Source organism: Sorangium sp. So ce145 (assembly GCF_051525985.1).
Lineage (GTDB): Bacteria > Myxococcota_A > Polyangia > Polyangiales > Polyangiaceae > Sorangium > Sorangium cellulosum_B.
Map to the genome: position 1 here is coordinate 2,481,337 of NZ_CP150315.1, position 21,979 is coordinate 2,503,315.

Consider the following 21,979-nt stretch of genomic DNA (forward strand, 5'->3'; position numbering starts at 1 on the left):
CGCCGGCGCCGTGGGCGCGGCGAGCGCGATGTCGGTCGAGGCCGCGCGGCGCTGCGACCCGCCGGGAGCATGAAGCTCGAACGCCGCGATCACCACGGGCCGGCGCGCGCGTGATGGCGTTTCCCGCGGGCGCCCTTCGCGCATTTCCGGCGCTCCCTTCCTCTCGGCGCCTCGGACGGCGGCATGAGGTGCTGGCACGAGGCGGGGTGTTCGCGACGCGCCGGGCTACCCCGGCGGGCGATCAAGGGGAGGGGCGCGGGTAGCCGGCGGCAGGGGTCATCGCCTCGATCCAGGCGCGGATCGCGGCGACGGCCTCCTCGTCGACGCGCCGGGTCGCGAGCGGCGGCATCTGCTCGGGCGGCGCGCCGGGCGCGTCGCGCCGGGACATGCTGCGGAGCACGGCGCTGCGATCCGGATCGAGGGGCCTCAGCCGGTCATAGCGGGCTCCCGGCGGCGCTCCGGGCGGGCGGACCTTCGCGGGCTGGTTGATCGCCGTCTGGTAGACGCGCGTGCCGGGCACGTCGCCCACCCGGCCGGCGGCGTCGATGTCGAGGCGCATCTCGAAGTGCGTCGCGACGCCGAGCGGGTGGTGGCAGGAGACGCCGCAGTTGACGTGCAGCAGGCCGAGGGCGCGCCGCTCCGTCGCGGTCCCGGGCACCTCGAGCGCGGCCGCGTCGGGGAGCGGGCCGCCCGAGGTCGTCGACAGGAGGCCGCGCTCGACGAGCTCGGCATACGTCAGTCCGCCGGCGCCCCGCGCGGCGAGCTGGATCGCCTCGAATCCAAGCGGGTTGTCGGTCTTGCCAGCGTGGCAACGGAGGCAGTCGACCTGCGCCGGGATCGCGTAGTCGGCGGCGCCGGGGACGTGGGGGACACCGGCCTTCACCTGCGTCGCGCTCGCTCCGTCCTCCGACCAGACGTAGGTGGCGCGCGTCCAGCGATCCTCCGCGGTCTTCCACAGGAACCTCGTCTCGATACGGCGGCTCGCGCCGGAGACGGGCAGACGGAACTCCTTCCACAGCTTTGTGCCGACAGGAAAGATCCAGTCGTTCATCCGGGAGGCATCGATGGTCGCGCCCAGAGGGAGGTAGATCCAACGCGTCTTCTCGGCGCCGTCGCTCCAGAGCTCGAAGGCCGGCTTGAACTCGCGGACACCCGCCGCGATCGTGCGCGCGCCGGGGTCGCTGTAGAGCCCGGTGCAGCGGAGATCGTGAGGATCGGTGTCGCCGTCCTTGCAAAGCGGCAGGCCTCCGCGCGCCTGGGCCGCGCCTTGGCCGGGGCGATCGCCTGTGCCGGCCGCGCGCGTGGTGCCCGCGGCCGCCGGGACGGTCTGGGCCGGTGCGGTGGGGAGAGGTTCCGGCCGGGGCGCCTCCTGCGCGCCGCAGCCGCCGCAGCCGGCCAGCAGCAGCGACGCGGCCACGGCTTGCCAGGCGCGGCCTCTCGTGGTGAAGGTGGAGAGGGAGGTGCCCGCTTGCCCGAGAGACCGAGCCACCGGCGCGTCGTGGGGCGCGCTGCCTATCTGACGAGAGCGTGCCATCGGACCGCCTGGTACCTCCTGCTGGCTGGCAGTGTAGCCGCCTGCGACAGGCGTGTGCAGGTCGCGGGGCCGCCCGAGGAGCCTCGCGAGGGCGGCCCTCCCGGCCAGGCCGCGGCGGGGAGCCCGGTCCAGGTGGCTCAGGGGAGCACGGGGGCGCCTGGCGCGGCGCTCGCCGCGCAAGACACGCCGGCCGCGCAGGGGGCGCCCGCCGCACAAGGCGCCCCCGCGGCGCAGGGGGCGCCCGCGAGCGCCGCGGAGCTCGCTCGCCCGGCGAAGTGCGGGGGCGTCCCGCAGCTCAAGCTCACCATGGTGGCGAGCGGGCTCGATCAGCCGACGTATGTCGCCGGGCCGCCCGGCGATCCGTCGCGCCTCCTCGTGCTCGAAAAGACCGGGGTCGTCCGGCTCATCAAGGGCGGCGCCGTCCAGCAGGCGCCGTTCCTCGACGTGCGATCGCGCGTGTTCTTCCCGGCGCCGAACGCGGAGGGCGGCCTGCTCGGGCTCGCGTTCCACCCGGACTACGCGAAGAACGGGCGCTTCTGGCTCCACTACTCGTCGGCCCCGCGCGGCAACGTGGTGATCGAGGAGTGGAAGCGCGCGGCGCAGGGCGGCGACTCCGCCCATCCCGAGCCGGTCAGGTCGCTGGTCGACGTGAAGCACGGCGCCTGGAACCACGTCGGCGGGATGCTCGCCTTTGGCAAGGACGGCTATCTCTACGCCGCGATCGGCGACTCCGCGCGATCGCCGAGCCCGGCGGCCGATCTCACCTCGAAGCTCGGCAAGATCCTCCGCATCGACGTCGATCAGCCGGGCAAGGCGCCGGCGGGCAACATGACGAGCGGTGACCCGATGATCTGGGACTACGGGCTCCGGAACCCGTGGCGGTTCAGCTTCGACCGGCTCACCGGGGACATGTACATCGGCGATGTCGGCCAGAAGAGCTGGGAGGAGATCCTGGTGGAGCGCCCTGGCCAGGGCAGGAACGATTATGGCTGGGAAGCGATGGAGGGCGCCCACTGCTACCCTCCTGGCGCGACGTGCAAGCCGCGCGGCGTCCCGCCCGTGGTGGAGCACCCGCGGAGCGAGGCGGGCTCCATCGTCGGCGGCTATGTCTACCGCGGGGCGAAGATCCCGTGCCTGCGCGGCCGCTACCTGTACGCCGATTACGTGACGGGCCGCTTCTTCTCCTTCGTGTGGGACGGCAAGGCAGCGACCGATCCCGTCGAGCTGACCTCGGCGTTGAACCCGAATGGACTCCCGTCCTCGTTCGGCGAGGACGCGGCCGGGGAGGTTTACGTGGTGATGTTCAACACGGGGCGCGTCTACCGGCTCGATCCGGGGTGAGGTGGCTCCACGGCCGCCGGCGTGCCGCCCGCTTCCTCCGGGACGGGCTGTCGACCTGGCGGCGACGAAGGGCTCCGCCGCAGCGCCGCGTCGAGGAACTCGCGCACGTCGCGCTCGAGCCGACGGTGGAACGCCTCGCGATCGAACCCGGCGCGATCGATCGCGGGCAGGAAGTCCGGGCGCCGCATCTGGGGAGGAAACGGGCTGAGGAACGAGTGATGGTTCGCGTTCTCGACGACCTTGAACGTGACCCGGGCCGGGTCGGGGACGAGGTCGAGGACGAGCTGCCCCTGCCATCTCGGCGCGATGCGGTCGTGCTCCGCCACGAGCAGGAGGATGGGCGCATCGACGTCCTTCAAGGCGTCGTTGGGCACGAACCAGCACGCCGCGGGGGCCATCAAGACCAGCGCCTTGACGCGCGGGTCCTTCGTGACCGCGACCCTCTGCCCCGGCCCCGTCCAGGGCTGCCCGCCCGCGAGGGCGAGCGCGGTGTAGCCGCCCATCGAGTGCCCGATGACGGCGATGTCGTCGCCCAGCAGGCGAGGCCCGAGCTCGGCGTCGGAGAAGACAGCGTCCACCGCCAGCCGGGCGTGCCGGGGCCGGCGCTCCAGGTTCTCGACCGCCTCGGTCAGGGACCGATCGTTGCGGTTGTCCCCGGGGTGCTCGGGCATCGCGACGACATAGCCGCTCTGCGCGAGGTGGGACGCGAGCGTCCGATACGCGAGGGGCGTCCCGCCGCCGCCATGCGAGATGAGCACGAAGGGGAAAGGGCCGCCGTGCACGGGCGCGTTCCTGGCGACCTCCAGCGAGTAAGGCCCCATCGATACGACCTCGGCAGGGACGTGCGTCGGGTACATCACGAGGACCGGGAACGAGAGGTCGTTCACCGGATCTCGAACGGTCAGACTGCGGCTGCCAACGGATCGACTCATGCTCGTTTCTCCGGACGGTGTCGGGGGGACGGGAAGACCAGGGACGATGCCTGCCTGGCTATCAGAAGCTCACTGGCGCGACCAGGCCCACGTCGATGATTCCGCCGTTCGGAGCCGCCACGCGGGTTCGTGGTAGCGTCGTGTGCTCCGATCGTCGCGGAAGGGGGCGCAGTCGCGTGAAAAGGGGCGGCTCCAGTGCGCACGAGCAAGAGATCGAGATGGAGCGCGCACGCGCACGGGAGACGGGGGACGCAATCCAGGTCATGAACGCTTACGAAATTTTCAATTACTCCCTGGCTTTCGCCTCTCGTTTAATTTTCGCTGAAGAGGGTCTGCTGAATCAGGGGATTCCTTAGCGTAAGCGTAAAGACCGCTCGGCGGCGTGGGACGTAGAAGCTCGCCATGGAACGGCGGGCTCGCGGCGGGTGAGCGCGCGCCGTGCTACCGTCGCTCGCGGCGGCTCGCGATCGGAGCCGCGCCGCGGGCCGTGGAATGAAGGCACGAGGCACACGGGGGCGCTGGGAGGGGATTGCCATGCTCCGGGTTCGACCCGCGATGCAGCGAGGAGCGCGATGACGCGCGTGGAGAGCTGGTTCGGCATCGCGCGTTCGCTCGCGATGTATTACGGCGTGCCGCTCCGCGCCGGCCGGATGGCTCGCCTTTACGGGCAGTTCGTGACGCCGGGCTCGCTCTGCTTCGACGTGGGCGCCCACGCGGGGAATCGCATCCGCACGTTTCGCCGTCTCGGGGCGTGCGTCGTCGCCGTCGAGCCTCAAACCGCGTTCGTTCGCCTGCTCCACGGCTTCTATGGGCGTGACCGGGACGTCGTCGTCCTGCACGCCGCGCTCGGTCGGGCACCGGGACGAGCGCGCCTCTTCGTCAGCGAGCGAGCACCGACGGTCACGACGCTGTCGCGCTCCTGGATCGACAAGGTACGGAGAGATCCGTCGTTCCGGGGCGTGAGATGGGCCGAGGGCGCAGAGGTCGAGGTGCGCACGCTCGACGCGCTGATCGACGAGTTCGGCGTCCCCGCCTTCGTGAAGATCGACGTCGAAGGCTTCGAGGCCGAGGTCCTCTCGGGCCTCTCGAGGCCGCTGCCCGCGCTCTCCTTCGAGTACCTGCCCGCCGCGCGGGAGATCGCGCTCGAGTGCGTCGAGCGGCTCTCCTCGCTCGGAGAGTACCGCTATAACTGGTCCCGCGGAGAGAGCCTCGTCCTCGGCGAAGCGGCGTGGCTCGACGCGGGCGGCATCCGCCGCTTCCTTGCGTCGCTGACCCTCGGATCGGGATCGGGCGACGTCTACGCCCGCCTCGGTGGCTGGACGCCTTCATCGCCCGCACCCGCGCCGACGAGCTCATCGTGAGCTCGCCGATCTTCGAGCAGCGTCGACATCCCTCATGACCAGCACGTCCGACGGCTGTCCGGAGGTGGTGGAGGACCTCGGTGGAAGTCCGGCGGGCTTGCCCGGAGGTGGTGGAGGACCTCGGTGGAAGTCCGGCGGGCTTGCCCGGAGGTGGTGGAGGACCTCGGTGGAAGTTCGGCGAGCTTGCCCGGAGGTGGTGGAGGACCTCGGTAGAAGTCCGGCGGGCTTGCCCGGAGGTGGTCGACCACCGTCCCGCGAACGAGCCGGACGGAGAGCGCTGCGTGCCGAGGCAGCGCTTCACCCGGCGCGGGCGAGCTCGTCGCGCACCGCCGCCGTGAGCTCGAGCGAGCGCACCCGCGCGGCGTGATCGAAGATCGGCGAGCTCACGATGAGCTCGTCGGCGCGGGTGCGGGTGATGAAGCCGTCCAGCCACCGCCGCACGGTCTCGGGCGAGCCCGCGACCGAGCAGGCCAGCGCCTGCTCGAGACCGGCGCGGTCCAGAGGGCTCAGGTCGCGCTCGAAATCGTCGACCGGCGGAGGAAAGGGCCCCGGCCGGCCGCGGCGCAGGTTGACGAAGGCCTGCTGGAGCGAGGTCCACAGCCGACGCGCCTCCTCGTCGGTGCCGGCCGCGACCACGTTGATCCCCAGCATGACGCGGGGCTCTGCGAGCTCGTCCGAGGGGCGGAACTCCCTGCGGTACAGCGCGATCGCCTGCGTCATCTGGCCCGGCGCGAAGTGCGAGGCGAAGGCGTACGGGAGGCCGAGCGCCGCGGCGAGCTGCGCGCCGAAGAGGCTGGAGCCGAGGATCCAGATCGGCACGCGGAGCCCGGCGCCGGGGACGGCCTGAACCAGCTGGCCAGGCTCCGCCGGGCGGAAGTAGCCCATCAGCTCCAGGACGTCCTGGGGGAAGCCGTCCGCGTCGCCGGCCAGGTTGCGCCTGAGCGCGCGGGCGGTGACCGGGTCGGAGCCCGGAGCGCGCCCGAGGCCCAGATCGATGCGCCCAGGAAAGAGCGACGCCAGCGTGCCGAACTGCTCGGCGATCACGAGCGGCGCGTGGTTCGGCAGCATGATCCCGCCCGCGCCGACGCGGATCGTCGAGGTGCCGGCGGCCACGTGCGCGATCACGATCGACGTCGCGGCGCTGGCCACGCCGGCCATGTTGTGGTGCTCGGCCAGCCAGTAGCGGTGATAGCCGAGCCGCTCGGCGTGGCGCGCGAGATCGAGCGCGTTGCGGAGCGCCTGCGCGGCGTCTCCGCCCTGGACGATCGGAGCTAGGTCGAGAACGGAGAAGGGAATCATGTTGGACACCTCGCCAGACTGTTGCACGCCACGGACGGTTGCGGCAGCGCCCGGGGACCGGCGCGGCTCGTGCGCGGTCTCCGCGCTTGATCACAGCGAGGAGGCGCCCCCGCCAGCGCGCGCCCCCGCCGGCGCGCCCCGCGGCGCGTCGCCCCGCGGCGCTCGAGCCGTCTGGAACGCCATGACGCGGCCGCGCCCGCTGTATTACGCTCGGCTCGTGCGCCGTTCGTCCTCGCCGCTGCGCCGCCTGCCGCAGGTCCTGCTCGTCGTCGCCGCCTCGGCCGCCGCGGTCGCGTGGCCCGGGGGAGCGGCCGCGACCCTCTGGCCCAACGTGCCGGAGCAGATCGCGCGCGCGCTCACGTCGGGCGACGCCCTGGAGCGGCGCCTGGCCGCGACCCGCGTGGGCGAGCTCGCCCCGGAGACGGCGATCAGGCTGATCCAGCGGGGCATGAGCGATCCGGACGTCGAGGTGCGGCTGCACCTCGCCGGGGCGGCCGTGCGCCTCCGGATGCCGCGCGCGGGGGACCTCGTGATCGAGTGGCTCGGCGAGGGCGACGCGCGCCTGCGGCTCGCGGCCTGCGACGTGATCCGCGCGGCGCCCACGGACCGCTCCGTCGTCGCGCTCGGCCGGGTGCTCGGCGATCCCGACCCGCACGTCCGCCTCGCCGCCGCGACCGCGATGGGCGCGGCGGGGCTCCCGGACGCTGTCTCGCCGCTGCTCGGCCACCTCGACGACACCGCGCCGGAGGTGCGCGCGGAGGTCGCGCGCGCGCTCGGCCGGATCGGCGACGCGCGCGCCGTCGTGCCGCTGATCGGCAAGGTGCAGGACTCGGTGCCGGAGGTCCGCAAGGCCACGGCGCGCGCGCTCGGAGAGCTCGGGGACCCGCGCGCGGTCAGCGCGCTCTTGCTCGCGCTCCAGGACGCATCCCAGGACGTGCGCGTCGAGGCGGTGACCGCCCTCGGCCGGCTGCGCTCGGACGACGCGACGTCGGCGATCGCCGATCTCGTCACGGCGTCGCCGGGGGCCGCGGGCGCGTTCCCGGGGGCGCGGCCGTCCGACAGCGCCACCTCGAGCAACGACGTGCGGGAGGCGGCGCTCCGGGCGCTCGGCCGCATCGGCTCCGACGCGGCCGTGAAGGCGCTGCTCGCGGCGCTCGCGAAGGACAACCCCGCGGCGCCGCGCTCCGCGGTCCGCGACGCCCTCGTCAGCGCCGGCGCCGCGGCCGTCCCCGCGCTCGTCGCCGCGCTCGCGGCCGCGCCGTCGGCCAACGCCGCGGCGGGCGCCGCCCTCGTGCTCGGCGAGCTCAAGGCCAGGGAAGCGCTGCCCGCGCTCGCGCGGGGGATGCAGCGGGGCGTCGTCCCGCTCCGCCACGGGCTGCGCGCCCTCGGCGCGCTCGGCGATCCCGCGGCGCTGCCCGGCGTGCTGGAGCTGCTCGGCGACGGCGACCCCGCGGTCCGCGCGGAGGCCATCCGCGCCGCGACGGCGCTGCTCGATCCAGCGCGGCCCGACGGGCGCGCGGTGGACCCGGCGCGCGCCCTGCTGGTCGACCCGGCGACCGCGCCCGACGAGAAGCTCGCCCTCGTCCAGCTGCTCGGGCGCACCGGGTCGCCGCGCGCGCAGGCGGCGCTGCTGCCGCTCGCCAAGGCGCGCTCCACGCCGCTCCGCCTCGCCGTGATCGAGGCGCTCGGGGCCGCGCGCGCTGCAGGGCAGCTCGGCGCGGCCGTGGACGCCGCCCTGCTCGCGGCGCTCGACGACGAGTCGGCCGACGTGCGGCTCCGGGCGGCGATCGCGCTCTCCCGCGTCGCCGGCCCAGGGAGCGCCCGGCCGCTGCTCCAGCGCCTCACGGTCGCGGCGGAGCAGGACCGCGGCGCGCTCGGCATCGCCCTCTCGGGCGCCCTGTCGCGCGCGGACGACGCGGGCGGCGCGAGCGGCGCGAAGGCCGCGCGCGACGCGAGCGGCAAGGGCCTCGTCCACGAGGTCGCGGCCGCGATCGCGAGCGCGCCGGACGCCGCGCGCGACGCGCTGATCGAGGGGCTCGGCCGCATGCCGGGGCAGGCCGCGGGCGCCGCGCTCGCGCGGATGGCCTCGGCGGCGCCCATCGACGATCGCCGCAAGATCGCCGAGGCGCTCGCGGGGCACCCGGAGGCCGCCGCCGCGCTCCGCAAGCTCGCGGGTGATCCGGATCCCGGCGTCCGCGCCAACGCGGTCTGGTCGCTGGGCGCGGCGGGGGACAAGGACGCGCTGCCGCTGCTCGTGCCGCTCCTCAAGGACCCGGACGTCGCCGTGGCGGGCAACGCGGCGGGCGCGATCGGGCGCGCCGCCGGCCGCGCCGGGCAGCCGGCCCGCGCGGCCGCGGCGCTCTGCGCGGCGCTCCCCGACGCGCGCCCCTACGTGCGGGCCAACGCGCTCGCGGCCCTCACCGTGGCCGGCGCCCGCTGCGACGGCGACGCGGCCCGGGACCTGCTCGCGCGCGACCCCGCGGAGGCGGTCCGCCTCGCGGCCGCCGACCACCTCGCGCGGAGCGGCGCCGACGACGATCGCCGCGCGCTCGCCCGGTGCGCCGCCGAGGACAGGAACGCCGCGGTCGCCGGGCGCTGCGCCCGCGCCGCGCCGCCCCGCGCGCCGGCCGCCGGCGCCGAGGACGTCGTGGTCTTCGTCGTCCCGTTCGACGCGGGCCGGGGCGGCTCGGTCCGCGACGCGCCGGCCCCGCGCGCGCCCTTCGCGCTCGTGCGCGCGGACGGGCTCATGCGCCTCGGCGTCGCGGACCGGCGCGGAGAGCTCTTCGAGCGCGGCGCTCCCCGAGGGCCGATCCGCCTCACCGTACCGGCCCCGCTCGTGAAGTGAGCCCGCGCCCGCCGCGCTGAGCCGGACACCATGCGAACCCGACCCGACGTCGAGCTCCGGATGTCCAGGACCGTGCACCCGGGCGACGTCGTCCTCGTCGAGCTGGTGCTCCGCTGCCGCGGGAGGACGCCGGTCGACGCGATCGAGCTCCACTTGGAGGGCATGCAGGTCGCCCGCGTCGAGGAGCGCGTCCTCGTGCCGCCCCACTTCCTCTCGCTCGTCGCCCGCGTCTCGGGGCCGACGACGCTGCCGGAGGGGGAGCAGCGCTACCGCGCGAGCTTCCCGGTCCCGGCCGACGCGCCCTGCTCGTACCTCGGCACGCGCGCCGAGATCCGCTACGGCATCACGCTCTCCATCGCGATCCCGTGGTGGCTCGACGTCCAGGAGTCCTACGAGGTGCTCGTCACGCCCCGCCCGGTCACGCGCCCGGCCCGGTCGCCGGCCGCGGGGACCACGGCGCGCGGCGACAGCCCCTTCGTCGAGGTCTCGCTCGACGATCGCGTCTTCGCGCCGGGCGACGAGATCTCGGGGGCGGTGGCCCTCGGCAACGTGCAGGGCCGCGGCGTGCGCGGGATCGAGATCTCGCTGGTCGGCGTCGAGCGCCTCCTCAGCGCCGACCGCTCCGCGCCGAACCGCGCGACCGAGGCGCACCGCTTCACCGCCTTCCGCCGCGCGGACAGCCGCGACGAGGGGCGGGAGCTGCCCTTCCGGTTCAGGATCCCCCGCTCCGTCGCGCCGTCGTTCGACGCCGGCTGGGTCGCCCTCGTCTGGGGGCTCGAGGTGCGCGTCGATCTCGCGCGCGCGGATGGCGTCGTCCACACGACGCCGCTCGTGCTCGGCGTCTTCGACAGCCCGCCCGGCCTCGGCGCGATGCGGCGGCAGATCGGCTCCGGGAGGTGGCGCGCCGTCTGGGAAGCCGTCGGCGCGCGCCACGGCCTGTCCCTCGACGCGCTGGAGCTCCGCCTCTCGGGCACGCTCTCCGGGGCCGCGGCGTCGGTGTGGATCGACGCCGGCTCGTCGTCGAGCGGCGCGCTCGTGGGCGAGCTGCGCTGGCCGTCGTGGGGGCTCGACCTGGAGGTCGGCGTGAAGCGCTTCCTGCTCGCGCTGTCGTCCGAGGACGACGAGGGCTTCGGCCGCCGTTACCGCGTGCGCGGGCGCGATCCAGGCCAGGTGCGCGCCGTGGTCGCGGGGCCGCTGCGCCGGGCGCTGCTCGCCTTCGACGACGTCCGGCTGGACGACGAGCACGTGTCGGTCCGGTCGCGGACGCCGGGCCACGATCAGCCCTGGCTCGGCGCGTTCCTGGAGCACCTCGCCGCGCTGGCGGCCGAGATCGGCGCCGCGAACGCGCGCATCCCGCCGCCCACGCCGATGGCGGGGATGCGCGCGGCCTGGGAGCGGTTCGCGGCCGAGGTCCACGGCCGCTTCGAGGTGGGCCGCATGCGCATCCGGGACGCGCAGGTCGACGGCGCGACGTTCCACGTCGACACCTGCTTCGAGCGCGGCCCCCACCCCGAGCGCTCCGAGATCACGCTGGTGGTCGATCCGCCCCTCGACGCGGCGCTCGATCCCGACGATCCCGAGCAGCTGCGCGCCGCCCCGCCCAGGGCGCGCGAGGCGGTCAAGGGCCTGCGGGCCCGCGCGCGCGCTCTCCGGATCGCCCCGCACGCCATCGTGATCACGCTGCCGGCCCCGCTCGAGGACCCCGCCACCCTGCGCGATCTGCTCGGCGAGCAGCTGCACGTGGCGGCGCTCCTGCGCGGCCCGCGCGTCGCCCGCCCGTACCGCTGAGCGGCGAGGAGCGGGCGCCCGGGCGGGGGCTGCGGCGACCGCGCTGGAGCGCGCGGCCCATCCGAGGACGCGCGGGTCGGAACGCGAGCGCGGGAAGGCGAAAGCGCGGAACCGGGAATCCCCTTACGCGGCGCGCGGCTCGCTGATTTCCACACAAAACGCTGGCGGATCCGGGCTAGAGTCCCCGCCCATGCTCGACAAGCTTTCTCGCGAAGAACGCCTCCAGCTGATGAGGTTCATCTGTTCGTTCGCCTGGGCCGACCTCCAGGTGCGCGACCAGGAGCGCGCGTTCGTGCGCAAGATGATCCTGCGGCTCCACCTGGACGCGGAGGAAGCCAAGCAGGTGCGCGGCTGGCTCGAGGTGCCGCCCGCGGCCGACGACGTGGATCCGATGAAGATCCCGCGCGCGCACCGGCAGCTCTTCCTGAACGCCGCGCGCGAGATGATCTCGTCCGACGGCGAGATCGGCGAGGAAGAGCGCGAGAGCCTGAGCCTCCTGGATCAGCTCACGCGCTGAAGCGGGCGGGGGGGCGACGGATGACGAACGACGGACGGACGATGAGCCGGTGAGCGGTGGAACGATGAGCACGATGGCGCAGGGAGGGGCCGGCGAGGGCCGGACCCCGGCGGAAATGGGAGCGAGCTCGGCCGAGAAGCCTTGGGTCGGCGTGATCATGGGCGGCAAGAGCGACTACGAGCACCTCGCCGTCACGAGCGAGCTGCTCACGCAGCTCGGCATCCCGCACGAGGTGCGCGTCGTCTCGGCGCACCGCACGCCGGACCGGATGTTCGAGTACGCGAGCACGGCCGCGGAGCGCGGGATCGAGGTGATCATCGCCGCCGCCGGGGGCGCCGCCCACCTGCCCGGGATGGTCGCCGCGAAGACGGTGCTGCCCGTCATCGGCGTGCCCATCCCCGCCACGGCGCTGAACGGGATGGACGCGCTGCTCTCGATCGTCCAGATGCCGAAGGGCGTCCCCGTCGCCACGATGGCGATCGGCAAGCCCGGGGCGGCCAACGCGGCCCTGTTCGCGGCGGCGGTCCTGTCGGGCAAGCACCCGGAGCTCCGCGAGCGCCTCGCCGCCTTCCGCGGCGCCCAGGAGGCGGCGGTGCTACGCGACTCGGTCATCGTCTAGCTCGTCAGGCCTCGTCAGGCCTCATTTCGCTCCCCCTCGACCAGGTCCTCCGGAAATGCCCATCGCTCCCGGCTCCACGCTCGGTATCCTCGGTGGCGGCCAGCTCGGCCGCATGACGGCGCTGGCCGCCCGCACGCTCGGGTACAAGGTCCACGCCCTCGATCCTGACCCGGACTGCCCGGCTCGTTCGGTGCTCGATCGCTGCATCGTCGCCTCGTTCGACGACGTGGCGCAGGCGGCCGAGCTCGCGTCGCAGTGTGACGTGGTGACGCTCGAGATCGAGAAGGTCGCCACGGACGGCCTCGTGGCCGCCTCCCGGTTCGCGCCGGTGCGCCCGTCGGCCGACGTGCTGACCATGGTGCAGGATCGCGGCGTCCAGAAGGGCTGGCTCTCGCGCAACGGCTTCCCGGTGGGGCCCTTCCGCGAGGTCGCGACGAGCGAGCAGCTCCTCGAGGCGACGCGCGCCATGGGCGGGGCGTGCTTCGTGAAGTCGTGCGTCGGCGGGTACGACGGCCGCGGCCAGCTGCGGCTCTCGGGGGACGCGCGCTTGGACGATGGCGGCGGCGCCGGCGGCACCGGCGGCCTCGAGCGCGAGGCCGCGTCGCTCTTCGCGTCGCTCGGCGGCCAGCGCTGCGTGGTCGAGCAGGCGCTCGACCTCGAGGCCGAGCTCTCGGTGCTCGTCGCGCGGAGCCCGAGCGGCAAGCTCGCGGTCTACCCGCCGGCGCTGAACCACCACGTCGACCAGATCCTCGACTGGTCGCTGCTGCCGGGCCCGCTCTCGGCCGCGGTGACGGGGCAGGCGGTCCAGATCGCGCTCGACCTCGCGGTCGGCCTGCGCGTCGAGGGGCTGCTCGTCGTCGAGCTCTTCCTGCTCAAGGACGGCCGCCTGCTCATCAACGAGCTCGCCCCGCGGCCCCACAACAGCTACCACGCCTCCGAGGTCGCCTGCGCGACGAGCCAGTTCGAGCAGGCGGTCCGCGCCGTCTGCGACCTGCCGCTCGGCTCGGTCGAGATCGTCCGCCCCGCGGCGATCCTCAACCTGCTCGGCGACGTGTGGCTCGGCGGCGCGCCGCCGCCGTTCGAGGCCGCGCTGGAGATCCCGGGCGTCCGGCTCCACCTCTACGGCAAGCGGGTAGCCCGCCCCGGCCGCAAGATGGGCCACCTCTCCGCCACGGGCCGCACGCCGGAGGAGGCGCTCGTCGCCGCGAAGCTCGCGATGGCCCGGCTCTCGGCGCAGGCCGGGCTGCCGCTCCCCGGGCGCTGACGCGCCGCCGGCGGGCCTCCGCCGGCGCACGACGCTCTCCACGGCCGCCGATTTGTGAGCCGCCGATGAGCCGCGGCGCAACTGCTCACCCGGGACCAGCGTGACGGGTAGGGGGTGGTCCTACTTGCTCATGCTTGGCTTCGCTTCCCGCGGCTCTGGGGCTCCGCTGTCGTGTGACGCGACGGCGGCACCGGGGCCGCGTGCAGTGTGCTCGGCAGAGTCAATCGTCTTCACTGCCAGTGCGGAGCGCGCTCACGGCGTCTTTGTCTTCATGGCGACCAGGCAGCAGCTGATCCGACAACACCCCATCCCAACTCCAACGATCATCTCGTAAGAGGCGCCGCTGTGGCATGTTCACATCTCATCGGCTCGCGACCGTGGAGACTCCGGCCGTGCCCCTGCTTGCAACCCTGTCGATCATGGGCGGCGGCGACCGCCCGCGGAGAAGCAAGTCGATGAAAAGAATCTCATTCATGGTGTTCGCGTGTGTGGCGGGCGGGCTGGGCAGCGTGTCGTGCGGGGGGGCGGACGCGGGCGACGGCGCCGCGCAGGGGAACGAGCCGCAGTTCTCGGTCGACGCTCAGGGCGGCGTGTTCACCTCGGACGACGGGTTCAAGATCGACGTGCCGCCGGGCGCGGTCAGCGCGGCGACCGACATCACCATCGAGCGCGTCGAGGGCGCGCGCGAGGGCGGGGTGGGGCCCATGTACCTCCTCGGCCCGGAGGGGCAGACGTTCGACAAGCCGATCACGCTCACGCTGCCGATCACCGTCGAGCTCGAGGCGGAGCTCGGGGAAAACACCCTCCTCGACGCCTATGTCTTCACCGCGCCGGCCGGCTCCGATGACTTCACGCGGCTCGGGCGTCATGACGCTTCCCCTGCCGGCGTCATCACGGAGACCCCTCATTTCTCCCGCTTCCAGGCCGGGATGGTCCCGCCGGCGGTGATGGCGAGCCAGCACGCCTACCCGATGGCGCTCGCCGCCGACGAAACCTACCTCTACTTTGCGAGCGGCGGCACCGAGGCCAATGCGCCCGCGGACTCGAACGACGGCTACATCTATCGCGTCAAGCCGGGCACGACCGAGGTGGAGGCGATGACCCCCGCGGATCCCGACCCCAAGGCGCTGTGGGTCAACGCCTCCCACGTGTACTGGGCGAGCGGCGGAGACAACGATCCGGTCATCCCCTCGGCGCTCAAGCGCGTCGACAAATCGACCCTGGGGATGGAGACGCTTGTCGAGATCGGCTACGTGCTGAGCGTCATCGGAGACGAGTCGTCCGTCTATTTCGGCGATGGCGACGGACACAACATCTACAAGATGCCGCTCGACGGCGGCGAGCCCGTCGTCCTCGCGGAAGGCGCCGGGGCGCCGGAGCACCTGGCGCAGGACGCACAGAACATCTACTGGACCGGCGGCGCCACGACGAACAAGGTCTACAAGGTGGCGAAGGCGGGCGGGGACGTGACCGTCATCGCCGAGAACGAGGGCGAGCCGGCCGGGATCGCGGTGGACGCGCAGTTCGTCTACTGGGCCAACGCCGGCGACGGCGGCGTGTACAAGGCGCCGATCGCCGGAGGGGCGAAGACGCTGATCTACCAGGGCGGCTCGATGGCGGGGCTGGCCCTCAGGGGCTCGACGCTCTTCTCGACGGACATGAGCCGGAACCGCAGCGTTCAGGCCCACGATCTCGTGACGAACCAGACCACCGTGCTCGCGCTCGGCCAGCACTTCGCCTGGCGCATCCTCGCCCCGGAAGGTCAGGACGTGTTCTGGACCAACGGCGGTGACTACCGCTTCGAAGGCGAGATCGTGTCCTACAGCGCTCCTTGAGCGCGCGTCCGGCGGCGATTGCGGGCAGCAGGGGCGAACGCGGCGGAGGGAGCCCGTTCGCCCTCACCGCATTGCACCGGAGGTGGCCTCGAGAGCCTGTGGCGAGCGCTCCCGAGCCCGCTCGCCAGGGCGCGCTGCGCCGCCCCTCCACGCCGGCGTTGGCTGCTTTGCGCGTTGACCGTGTCCGGCGTCCTGGCGTAGTTCTTCTCATTCGATGCAGATCACGCTCCCGAGGGCCCGGCTCCAGGTCGCGCTGCTCGCCGTGATGGCGGTGATCGCGGGCGCCGGGCTCGGCGTCGAGGTGCTCAAGCCGCTCCTCCACCTGAGGAGCCAGAGCGGCGTCGTCCCGTTGTTCTCGCTGAGCTACGAACAGAATGTGCCCACGTGGTACACCTCGTCACTGCTGTTCGTGTGCTCACTCACGCTCGCTGTCATTGCCGTCGGCGCGCGGGGCACGGGCAAGTTCGTGAAGCACTGGTGGGGGCTCTCCGCGGCGTTCCTCTACATCTCGCTCGACGAGGTGGTCGAGATCCATGAAGCGGCGAGCTCCTGGCTCGATCTGGGCGGGATCCTGTACTTCAGCTGGGTGATCCCGGCGGCCGCCGCGGTGGCGGTGTTCGCGGTCGTCTACCTCCGGTTCCTCTCGCACCTCCCGCGAGATACGCGGAATCGATTCCTCCTCTCGGGCGGGATCTATGTCACCGGCGCGCTCGTCCTGGAGCTGCCGCTCGGGTACTGGACCGAGCGGGCCGGGAGCGACAACCTGATCTACGCGCTCATCGACTTCGTGGAAGAGTCGATGGAGATGCTCGGCGTGAATCTCTTCCTGCTGTCGCTCGTCGATCACCTCGCCGTGCAGGGGTGGACGATCGGCTTCTCGCCAGCAGCACCGGAGCCGCGGCCCGCGGCGCTCGAGCATCCCACATGAGCGCACGGGCCGAACCCGCGTCCGCTGCGCTGCTCGGTCTGGGCCGGGCCGCGTACATCGTCGGCCCCTTGTATGACTGGGCCTTCTTCCTGCTCCCGCCGCTCTTCGCGCTCGCCGCGGGCGCCCTGATCGCGGGGACGCCGTTCGCCGACGCGACGTTCAGGCTTCATGGGGAGAAGGTCACGTGGGCGGGGCTCTTCATCGGCACGCTCATCCACGGCCACCTCGCCGCGGTGCTCCTCCGGAGCCACGGCAACGCGGATGTCTTCCGGCGGCACCGGCTCCGCTTCCTCGTGGCGCCGGTCGCCCTGTTCGCCGCGATGATGCTGTCCATGTGGGCCGTCGCCTGCGTGTCGGTCCTCGTGGTGTTCTGGGACGTCTACCACTCGGCGCTCCAGACGTTCGGCCTCGGGCGCATCTACGACGCGCGCGCGGGGAACGCGCCGGCGCTCGGCCGCCGGCTGGATCTCTGGCTCAACCTCGTCCTGTATGCCGGCCCCATCCTTGGCGGCGCGACGATGCTCCTCCACTTCCAGAGCTTCGACGCCTTCGAGGGCGTGGGCCCCGCCTTCTTCACCGCCGTCCCCGCGCTGATGACGTCGAGCCACCGCGTCATCAGCTGGGCCGTCATCGCCGCGGGCACGTCGTACCTGGTCTATTACGCGCTCGCTTACCGCGCGATATGCCGGCGGGGCTATCGGGTGTCGTTCCCCAAGGTGTGGCTGCTCGTCAGCACGGGCCTCTGCTCGATCTACACGTGGGGTTTCAACCCCTGGGGACAGGCCTTCTTCATCATGAACCTGTTCCACGCCGTGCAGTACCTGGCGCTCGTCTGGTGGTCGGAGGGCGGCCGCCTCCGCCGCCGGCTGCGCCTCGACGCGCTCCGGGCCGGAACGCCGATCGCGGTGGCGCTCTTCCTCGGGGGCGTCCTTGTGTACGGGGTCTGGGCCGAGCTCGCGCCGGCGGACGACCGCGCGCTGTGGTCGATCACGCAGACCGTCGCGCTGATGCACTTCTGGTACGACGGCTTCATCTGGTCCGTGACGCGCAAGCAGGTATGAGGCGATCGCGCCTTCGAGATGTTACCAGAGAGGGGTGTATGCGAATCCAACGTTGTCTCCGGTCCATGGTCGTCGCGCTCGGGGTCGCCTCCGCGGCGCTCGTCTCGTCCGCTTGCAGCAAGTCACCGCAGATCACGGCGGAGAGCATGGAGGACAACTGGGCGCTGACGGAGCAGCACGAGCCCGGGTCCGTCGTCATGACGGTGGCCCAGGACGGGCAGGTGACGGCGCTGGTGAAGGATCGCGACGGCAAGCCCATCGCGGCGGATGTGTCGGGCAGCGTCTCGGTCAACGTGCCTGGCAAGGGCGGAGCCCCCATGAGCGCGGCGCTCGTGCCGGAGCCCAAGTCGGGGGGCGTGCTGCTCGCCAAGCTCCCGCCGCTCGAGGACGACCTGACCGAGGTCAGCTACGAGCTCAAGGTGAAGGGCGAGCCGTTCAAGGGGGTGCTGCACGTGCCGCGCGGCGGGACCCGGGAGCTCCAGGAGAGCGCCAGGGAGCACCAGACAACCCAGCTCGACGGGACCAAGGGGCCGAACGGGGGCGTGCTCCAGCCGGTCGGAGACGACATCGTGGAGATCGTCGCCGACAAGGAGAGCGGCGATCTGCGCGTGTACGTGCTGGATCTCAACCTCAAGCCGGTGCCGATCGGCGAGCGCGAGATCAAGCTCGCGATCCAGACGGCGTCGGGGCCTGACGTCATCGTGCTCGCGCCCGGGCCCGATCGGCTCTACTTCACCGGCAAGCTCGACGTGAAGGTCAATCCGACCAAGATCACGGTGGTGCTCAAGGAAGGCGGGCACACGCACGTGGTCCTCTGCGGTTACCGTCCAGGCGCGGTGATCGTTGCCGGCCCGAGCGCGCCCGTGATCGGCATCCTGGTGGCGACCACGTGGGCCGTGAAGGTCGACGTCAAGCCGACCGTGGTGGTGCACGACGACGATGACGACGGCCGAGTCCTCGTCATCCACAAGCACAAGCACAAGCACAAGGGCAAGGGGAAGGGCAGGTGGCACTGGAAATGACGGGGGAGGAGGGCGCCGCGCTCGGACGGGGCGCGCCGACGCGGTAAGGTGGCGGCGCGGCGCGCCCGCGCCTCACCCGACGGAAAGCCCTCTCCCATGACCGAAGCGCCCGAGCTCCCCGACCTCTCCCCCGACGACTGCCACCCCCGGGCCGCCGCTGCCCTCGCCGACCCGTTCTTCTGGTCGCTCACCGACGAGACCGCCCCGTTCGGCAACGAGACCGCGCACGAGACCCTCACCGCCTTCCGCGACTTCCGCGACGAGCACCCGAAGAAGAGCCCGATAGAGCTCCTCGACGCGCTCCTCGAGCGCTGGGAGGTCGGCAATGCCGGCTGGGATGCCGTGGACGCGGCCGAGGTGGAGGCGCTCGGCGAGGAGGACGAGTACGGCCTGCTCACCCGCGACGAGGCGATCCTCGCCCTGGCCTTCAGCCAGATCGTCGTCGAGGGCAGGCTCGATCCGGAGGTCCGCCGCCGCGCGCTGCTGGCGCTGGCCCGGCAGGCGCTCCCCGCGCTGCTCAGCGCGTACGAGGGGCGCGCCCTGGAGAGGGCGCTGCGGATCGACAGGATGAGAGGCGTGCTCTCCGCTCGCTGGGATTAGAGCGACGGTCACCCGCTTCGGATACGGGCCCAGATCGGCGTTTTCGGCGCGCAAGCGCACTCCGGTCTCAAGATCCTACACATCTCGCTTGATGTGTGCTGGGCGACGTGATCAAAGCTGCGGATGGGTTCACCTGCAGCAGAGCACGCAGCGGCACTCGCCGAGGAGATGAGCGACGCGCACTTCGGCGATGCGCGGCTTTCGAAGCGCCAGACCAAGCTGGTGCAGAAGCTGGCGCAGGCGCCGGACAAGAGCTTCCCCTCGCTCTTGTCCGACAGCGAGCTGGAGGCGGCGTACCGTTTCTTCGGCAACGACGCCGTCACGCCCGCGGCGATTCTGGCTCCGCATGTGCGCGCCACCCTCGCGCGCATGGAGGCCGAGCCGGTCGTGCTCGCCATCCATGACACCACGACCCTTTCCTTCCGCTCGGACGGCCAGCGGCAGGGGCTCGGACGGCTGCGCTCCTCGGGGCAGACGTTCTTCGCCCACTTCACGCTGGCGGTCAGCGGCGATGGAACGCGCCGCCCGCTCGGCGTGCTCGATCTGAGCACGCACGTGCGCGACGACGGCACGACGGACAACGAGCACGACCGCTGGGGAGAGCAGGTGGAGCGAGTCGCGGTCTTGGGCGCTGCGCCGCACGATGTGGTGCACGTCATGGACCGCGAAGGCGACGACTACGGCCTGTTCGCGCAGCTTCTGAGCGCAGGGCATCGGTTCGTGATTCGGCTCGCGCACAATCGCCTCGTCGAGGCTGACGCCCTCGGAGCGGAGGCCAAGCTCGAGCAGGCGCTCGCGCATGTTCAAGCGGTGGCCGTGCGCGAGGTAGAGCTTTCGCCGCGGCCGGCAGGCAATCGCAGCCCTCAACAGAAACGGCTGCATCCTCCGCGTGCAGGACGCTTGGCCAAGCTCGCCCTTGGAAGCACGCGCGTGACCCTGCGGCGACCGAGATCCCAGCCGCGCGAGCTGCCTGCGACGCTCTCGTTGCGGGTCGTACGCGTCTGGGAGATCGAGCCGCCGCCGGGCGAAGCGCCGGTCGAGTGGGTGCTGCTCACGAGCGAGCCGGTCGAGTCCGTCGAGCAGCTGACGCAGCTGGTCGACTGGTACCGGGCGCGCTGGATGGTGGAGGAGCTCTTCAAGGCCCTGAAGACCGGATGCGCCTACGAGAAGCGCCAGATCGAGGACCTGCACGGCCTGCGCAACGTGCTGGCGCTCTTCGCGCCCATCGCCTGGCAGCTATTGCTGCTGCGCAGCGAGGCTCGGCGCGCTCCGGAGCAGCCCGCGACCGCCGTGCTCACGCCCACCCAGCTCGAGGTGCTGCGGGTCTTCGCGCGCAAGCCCCTGCCCGAGAACGCCACGGCCCGCGATGCCTTCCTGGCAATCGCCGGGCTCGGCGGACACCTCCGGCGAAACGGCGAGCCCGGCTGGCAGACCTTGGGCCGTGGCTACGAGCAGCTGCTCACCCTCGTCCAGGGCTGGAGCGCCGCGAGGGAGGTGGGGAAAATATGATCAATCCTGAGACTCCGGTGCGCTTGCGCGCCGAAAACGCCGATCTGGGCCCGTCTCCTGTGCGGGTGACCGCCGCTCTGCTGCCGCTCTGCTCTGGATGGTGCAGAGGTGGGCGGAAACCGCCGTGGAGCGGGGGGCAGGTTCGTGCGCTACGGGAGCGCCCAGTCCTGCGCGTCCTGCCGGCATCCAGGCCCGCAGTCTTCGCCGTTCGGGTACCATGTCCGGTACGCGGGGGTGAAGCTCCGCTCTCCGAGGAGCGCGCCGTCCCGCCGCACGACGACGTCGACGCGCGCCGGCGTGCCACGAATCGAGAGCTGCTGGGTGAACTGCCCGGGGGCCGGGACGCAGCTCTGGGAAACGGCGTCGCCGCGCCTCGTCTCCGTGCAGATTTCCACCGCATTGACCGAGACGCTGACGGTCGGGCTGCACTGGACGAACACGCCGCTGCCGCCGACGTTCGGTGTGTTCGTCCAGCTGTAGGCGCACGACACCGCGTTGCCATCCACCGCGAGCTCCAGCGTGTACTCTCCCGCTGCCCAGCTCTTGTTCGCCGTCGCGGCGGTGATGGTGAAGGTGTCGCTACAGGCCATCTCGGTGCATTGCTTCTGGTTCATGATGCAGCCGGGCATGGCGGAGGTCATGGCGAATCCGGCGGCGAGCGCTGCGGTCGTGCGCGCGCGAGACCCGAGCGGGACGAGGGAAAAAAGAGACAAGGACATGGGGGGGCATCCTCTCTACGGCGGAACCGCCGTCGATGAACGGGCTGGCGTAGCAATGGGCAGGCCGCCTGCGCGGGCGCCAGAAGGCGGCTCTCCTGACGCCTTGTGCCAGGCGCCCGCCGAGCGGCATGACAGGTGTGTCAGGGCAACGAACCCGCGGCTCGGCGGATGGACGCCCCGGCGCCGCTGGCGCAGCGCGCCTCCAGACCGCGCGGCGGCGCTTCGAAGGGGGCTCCCGCCGGTGCGGATTCGGGTACCGTCAGGCCTTCAGCTGGTCGCGCGTCCGAACGCGAACGCCCGTCCTGCCAGGAGGTTTGCACATGAAGAAGACCTATACAGGGAGCTGTCACTGCGGCGCGGTCCGCTTCGAGGCCGACATCGACCTGAGCGCTGGAACCAACAAGTGCAACTGCTCGATCTGCACCAAGACGAGAAACTGGAACGTGATCCTCAAGCCGGACGCGTTCCGGTTGCTCGCGGGTGAGGACGCGCTGAGCGACTACCAGTTCGGCATGAAGGTCGGGCACCACCTGTTCTGTCGACACTGCGGCGTGCGCTCGTTCGGGCGCGGGCATGTCGAGGAGATCGGCGGCGACTATGTGGCGGTCCAGCTCGCTTCGCTGGACGACGTGGATCTCGCGGAGCTCATCTCCGCGCCGATCCGGTACGCCGACGGACGCAACAACGACTGGGGCGCGCCGCCGGGAGAGACCCGGCACCTGTGACCGTCGCTGCCGGTGGCTGCGGCGGACGGAGGCCCATCGACGGAGGCGCCGCCGCACGCCGGCGCCCCCGCCGCGCCGTC

18 protein-coding genes are annotated in these 21,979 nt (G+C 72.5%); 14 read left to right on the forward strand and 4 right to left on the reverse strand.

Going from position 1 to position 21,979, the window contains the following annotated elements:
• Positions 1-241: 241 nt before the first annotated feature.
• Complete coding sequence (locus WMF34_RS09475) at positions 242-1,534, reverse strand: hypothetical protein (protein WP_437993057.1); 1,293 nt, start codon at positions 1,532-1,534, stop codon at positions 242-244.
• 54 nt (positions 1,535-1,588) lie between these two features.
• Between WMF34_RS09475 and WMF34_RS09480 the strand changes: the two genes are divergently transcribed.
• A complete protein-coding gene (locus tag WMF34_RS09480) occupies positions 1,589-2,875 on the forward strand; it encodes a PQQ-dependent sugar dehydrogenase (protein WP_437993058.1) in 1,287 nt (428 codons plus the stop codon).
• Here WMF34_RS09480 and WMF34_RS09485 read toward each other — a convergent pair.
• Complete coding sequence (locus tag WMF34_RS09485) at positions 2,854-3,807, reverse strand: alpha/beta hydrolase family protein (protein ID WP_437993059.1); 954 nt, start codon at positions 3,805-3,807, stop codon at positions 2,854-2,856. The genes WMF34_RS09480 and WMF34_RS09485 overlap by 22 nt on opposite strands.
• Before the next feature lie 572 nt (positions 3,808-4,379).
• Between WMF34_RS09485 and WMF34_RS09490 the strand changes: the two genes are divergently transcribed.
• Positions 4,380-5,168, forward strand: coding sequence for an FkbM family methyltransferase (locus WMF34_RS09490; RefSeq protein WP_437993060.1), 789 nt, complete (start codon positions 4,380-4,382; stop codon positions 5,166-5,168).
• A gap of 297 nt (positions 5,169-5,465) precedes the next feature.
• Here the strand turns inward: WMF34_RS09490 and WMF34_RS09495 are convergent, their stop codons facing one another.
• Complete coding sequence (locus tag WMF34_RS09495; RefSeq protein ID WP_437993061.1) at positions 5,466-6,467, reverse strand: LLM class flavin-dependent oxidoreductase; 1,002 nt, start codon at positions 6,465-6,467, stop codon at positions 5,466-5,468.
• Between the two features lie 217 nt (positions 6,468-6,684).
• Between WMF34_RS09495 and WMF34_RS09500 the strand changes: the two genes are divergently transcribed.
• The 11 genes from WMF34_RS09500 (at position 6,685) to WMF34_RS09550 (ending at position 20,455) form a co-directional block, all read left to right on the forward strand.
• Positions 6,685-9,312, forward strand: coding sequence for a HEAT repeat domain-containing protein (locus WMF34_RS09500; RefSeq protein ID WP_437993062.1), 2,628 nt, complete (start codon positions 6,685-6,687; stop codon positions 9,310-9,312).
• 30 nt (positions 9,313-9,342) lie between these two features.
• Positions 9,343-11,100, forward strand: a complete 1,758-nt coding sequence (locus tag WMF34_RS09505; RefSeq protein WP_437993063.1) for a hypothetical protein — start codon at positions 9,343-9,345, stop codon at positions 11,098-11,100.
• 229 nt (positions 11,101-11,329) lie between these two features.
• Positions 11,330-11,617, forward strand: a complete 288-nt coding sequence (locus WMF34_RS09510) for a TerB family tellurite resistance protein (RefSeq protein ID WP_437993064.1) — start codon at positions 11,330-11,332, stop codon at positions 11,615-11,617.
• 115 nt (positions 11,618-11,732) lie between these two features.
• Entirely contained in the window at positions 11,733-12,236 is a 504-nt protein-coding gene (gene purE, locus WMF34_RS09515) for a 5-(carboxyamino)imidazole ribonucleotide mutase (RefSeq protein ID WP_173427451.1), read from the forward strand.
• A 55-nt stretch (positions 12,237-12,291) separates the two neighbouring features.
• The gene (gene purK, locus WMF34_RS09520; protein WP_437993065.1) at positions 12,292-13,500 is read left to right on the forward strand and encodes a 5-(carboxyamino)imidazole ribonucleotide synthase; all 1,209 of its coding nucleotides are present in this window, start codon (positions 12,292-12,294) and stop codon (positions 13,498-13,500) included.
• A gap of 455 nt (positions 13,501-13,955) precedes the next feature.
• Positions 13,956-15,335: a DUF5050 domain-containing protein gene (locus tag WMF34_RS09525; RefSeq protein ID WP_437993066.1), complete on the forward strand. Its 1,380-nt coding sequence runs from the start codon at positions 13,956-13,958 to the stop codon at positions 15,333-15,335.
• Positions 15,336-15,549: 214 nt separating this feature from the next.
• Positions 15,550-16,263, forward strand: coding sequence for a hypothetical protein (locus tag WMF34_RS09530; protein WP_437993067.1), 714 nt, complete (start codon positions 15,550-15,552; stop codon positions 16,261-16,263).
• Positions 16,260-17,324, forward strand: a complete 1,065-nt coding sequence (locus tag WMF34_RS09535) for a hypothetical protein (RefSeq protein ID WP_437993068.1) — start codon at positions 16,260-16,262, stop codon at positions 17,322-17,324. Before WMF34_RS09530 ends, WMF34_RS09535 begins: the two co-directional genes overlap by 4 nt.
• A gap of 38 nt (positions 17,325-17,362) precedes the next feature.
• Positions 17,363-18,346 carry a hypothetical protein gene (locus tag WMF34_RS09540; protein WP_437993069.1) on the forward strand — a complete coding sequence of 328 codons (984 nt, stop codon included), beginning with the start codon at positions 17,363-17,365 and terminating at the stop codon, positions 18,344-18,346.
• 96 nt (positions 18,347-18,442) lie between these two features.
• Positions 18,443-18,946, forward strand: a complete 504-nt coding sequence (locus WMF34_RS09545; RefSeq protein WP_437870093.1) for a hypothetical protein — start codon at positions 18,443-18,445, stop codon at positions 18,944-18,946.
• A 168-nt stretch (positions 18,947-19,114) separates the two neighbouring features.
• A complete protein-coding gene (locus WMF34_RS09550) occupies positions 19,115-20,455 on the forward strand; it encodes an IS4 family transposase (RefSeq protein WP_012237105.1) in 1,341 nt (446 codons plus the stop codon).
• 149 nt (positions 20,456-20,604) lie between these two features.
• Here WMF34_RS09550 and WMF34_RS09555 read toward each other — a convergent pair whose 3' ends face one another.
• On the reverse strand, positions 20,605-21,174 hold the full coding sequence (locus WMF34_RS09555; RefSeq protein WP_012234455.1) for a hypothetical protein: 570 nt from the start codon (positions 21,172-21,174) through the stop codon (positions 20,605-20,607).
• Positions 21,175-21,494: 320 nt separating this feature from the next.
• Here WMF34_RS09555 and WMF34_RS09560 point away from each other — a divergent pair, with 320 nt between their 5' ends.
• Complete coding sequence (locus WMF34_RS09560; RefSeq protein WP_437993070.1) at positions 21,495-21,899, forward strand: GFA family protein; 405 nt, start codon at positions 21,495-21,497, stop codon at positions 21,897-21,899.
• The last annotated feature ends 80 nt before the right edge of the window (positions 21,900-21,979 follow it).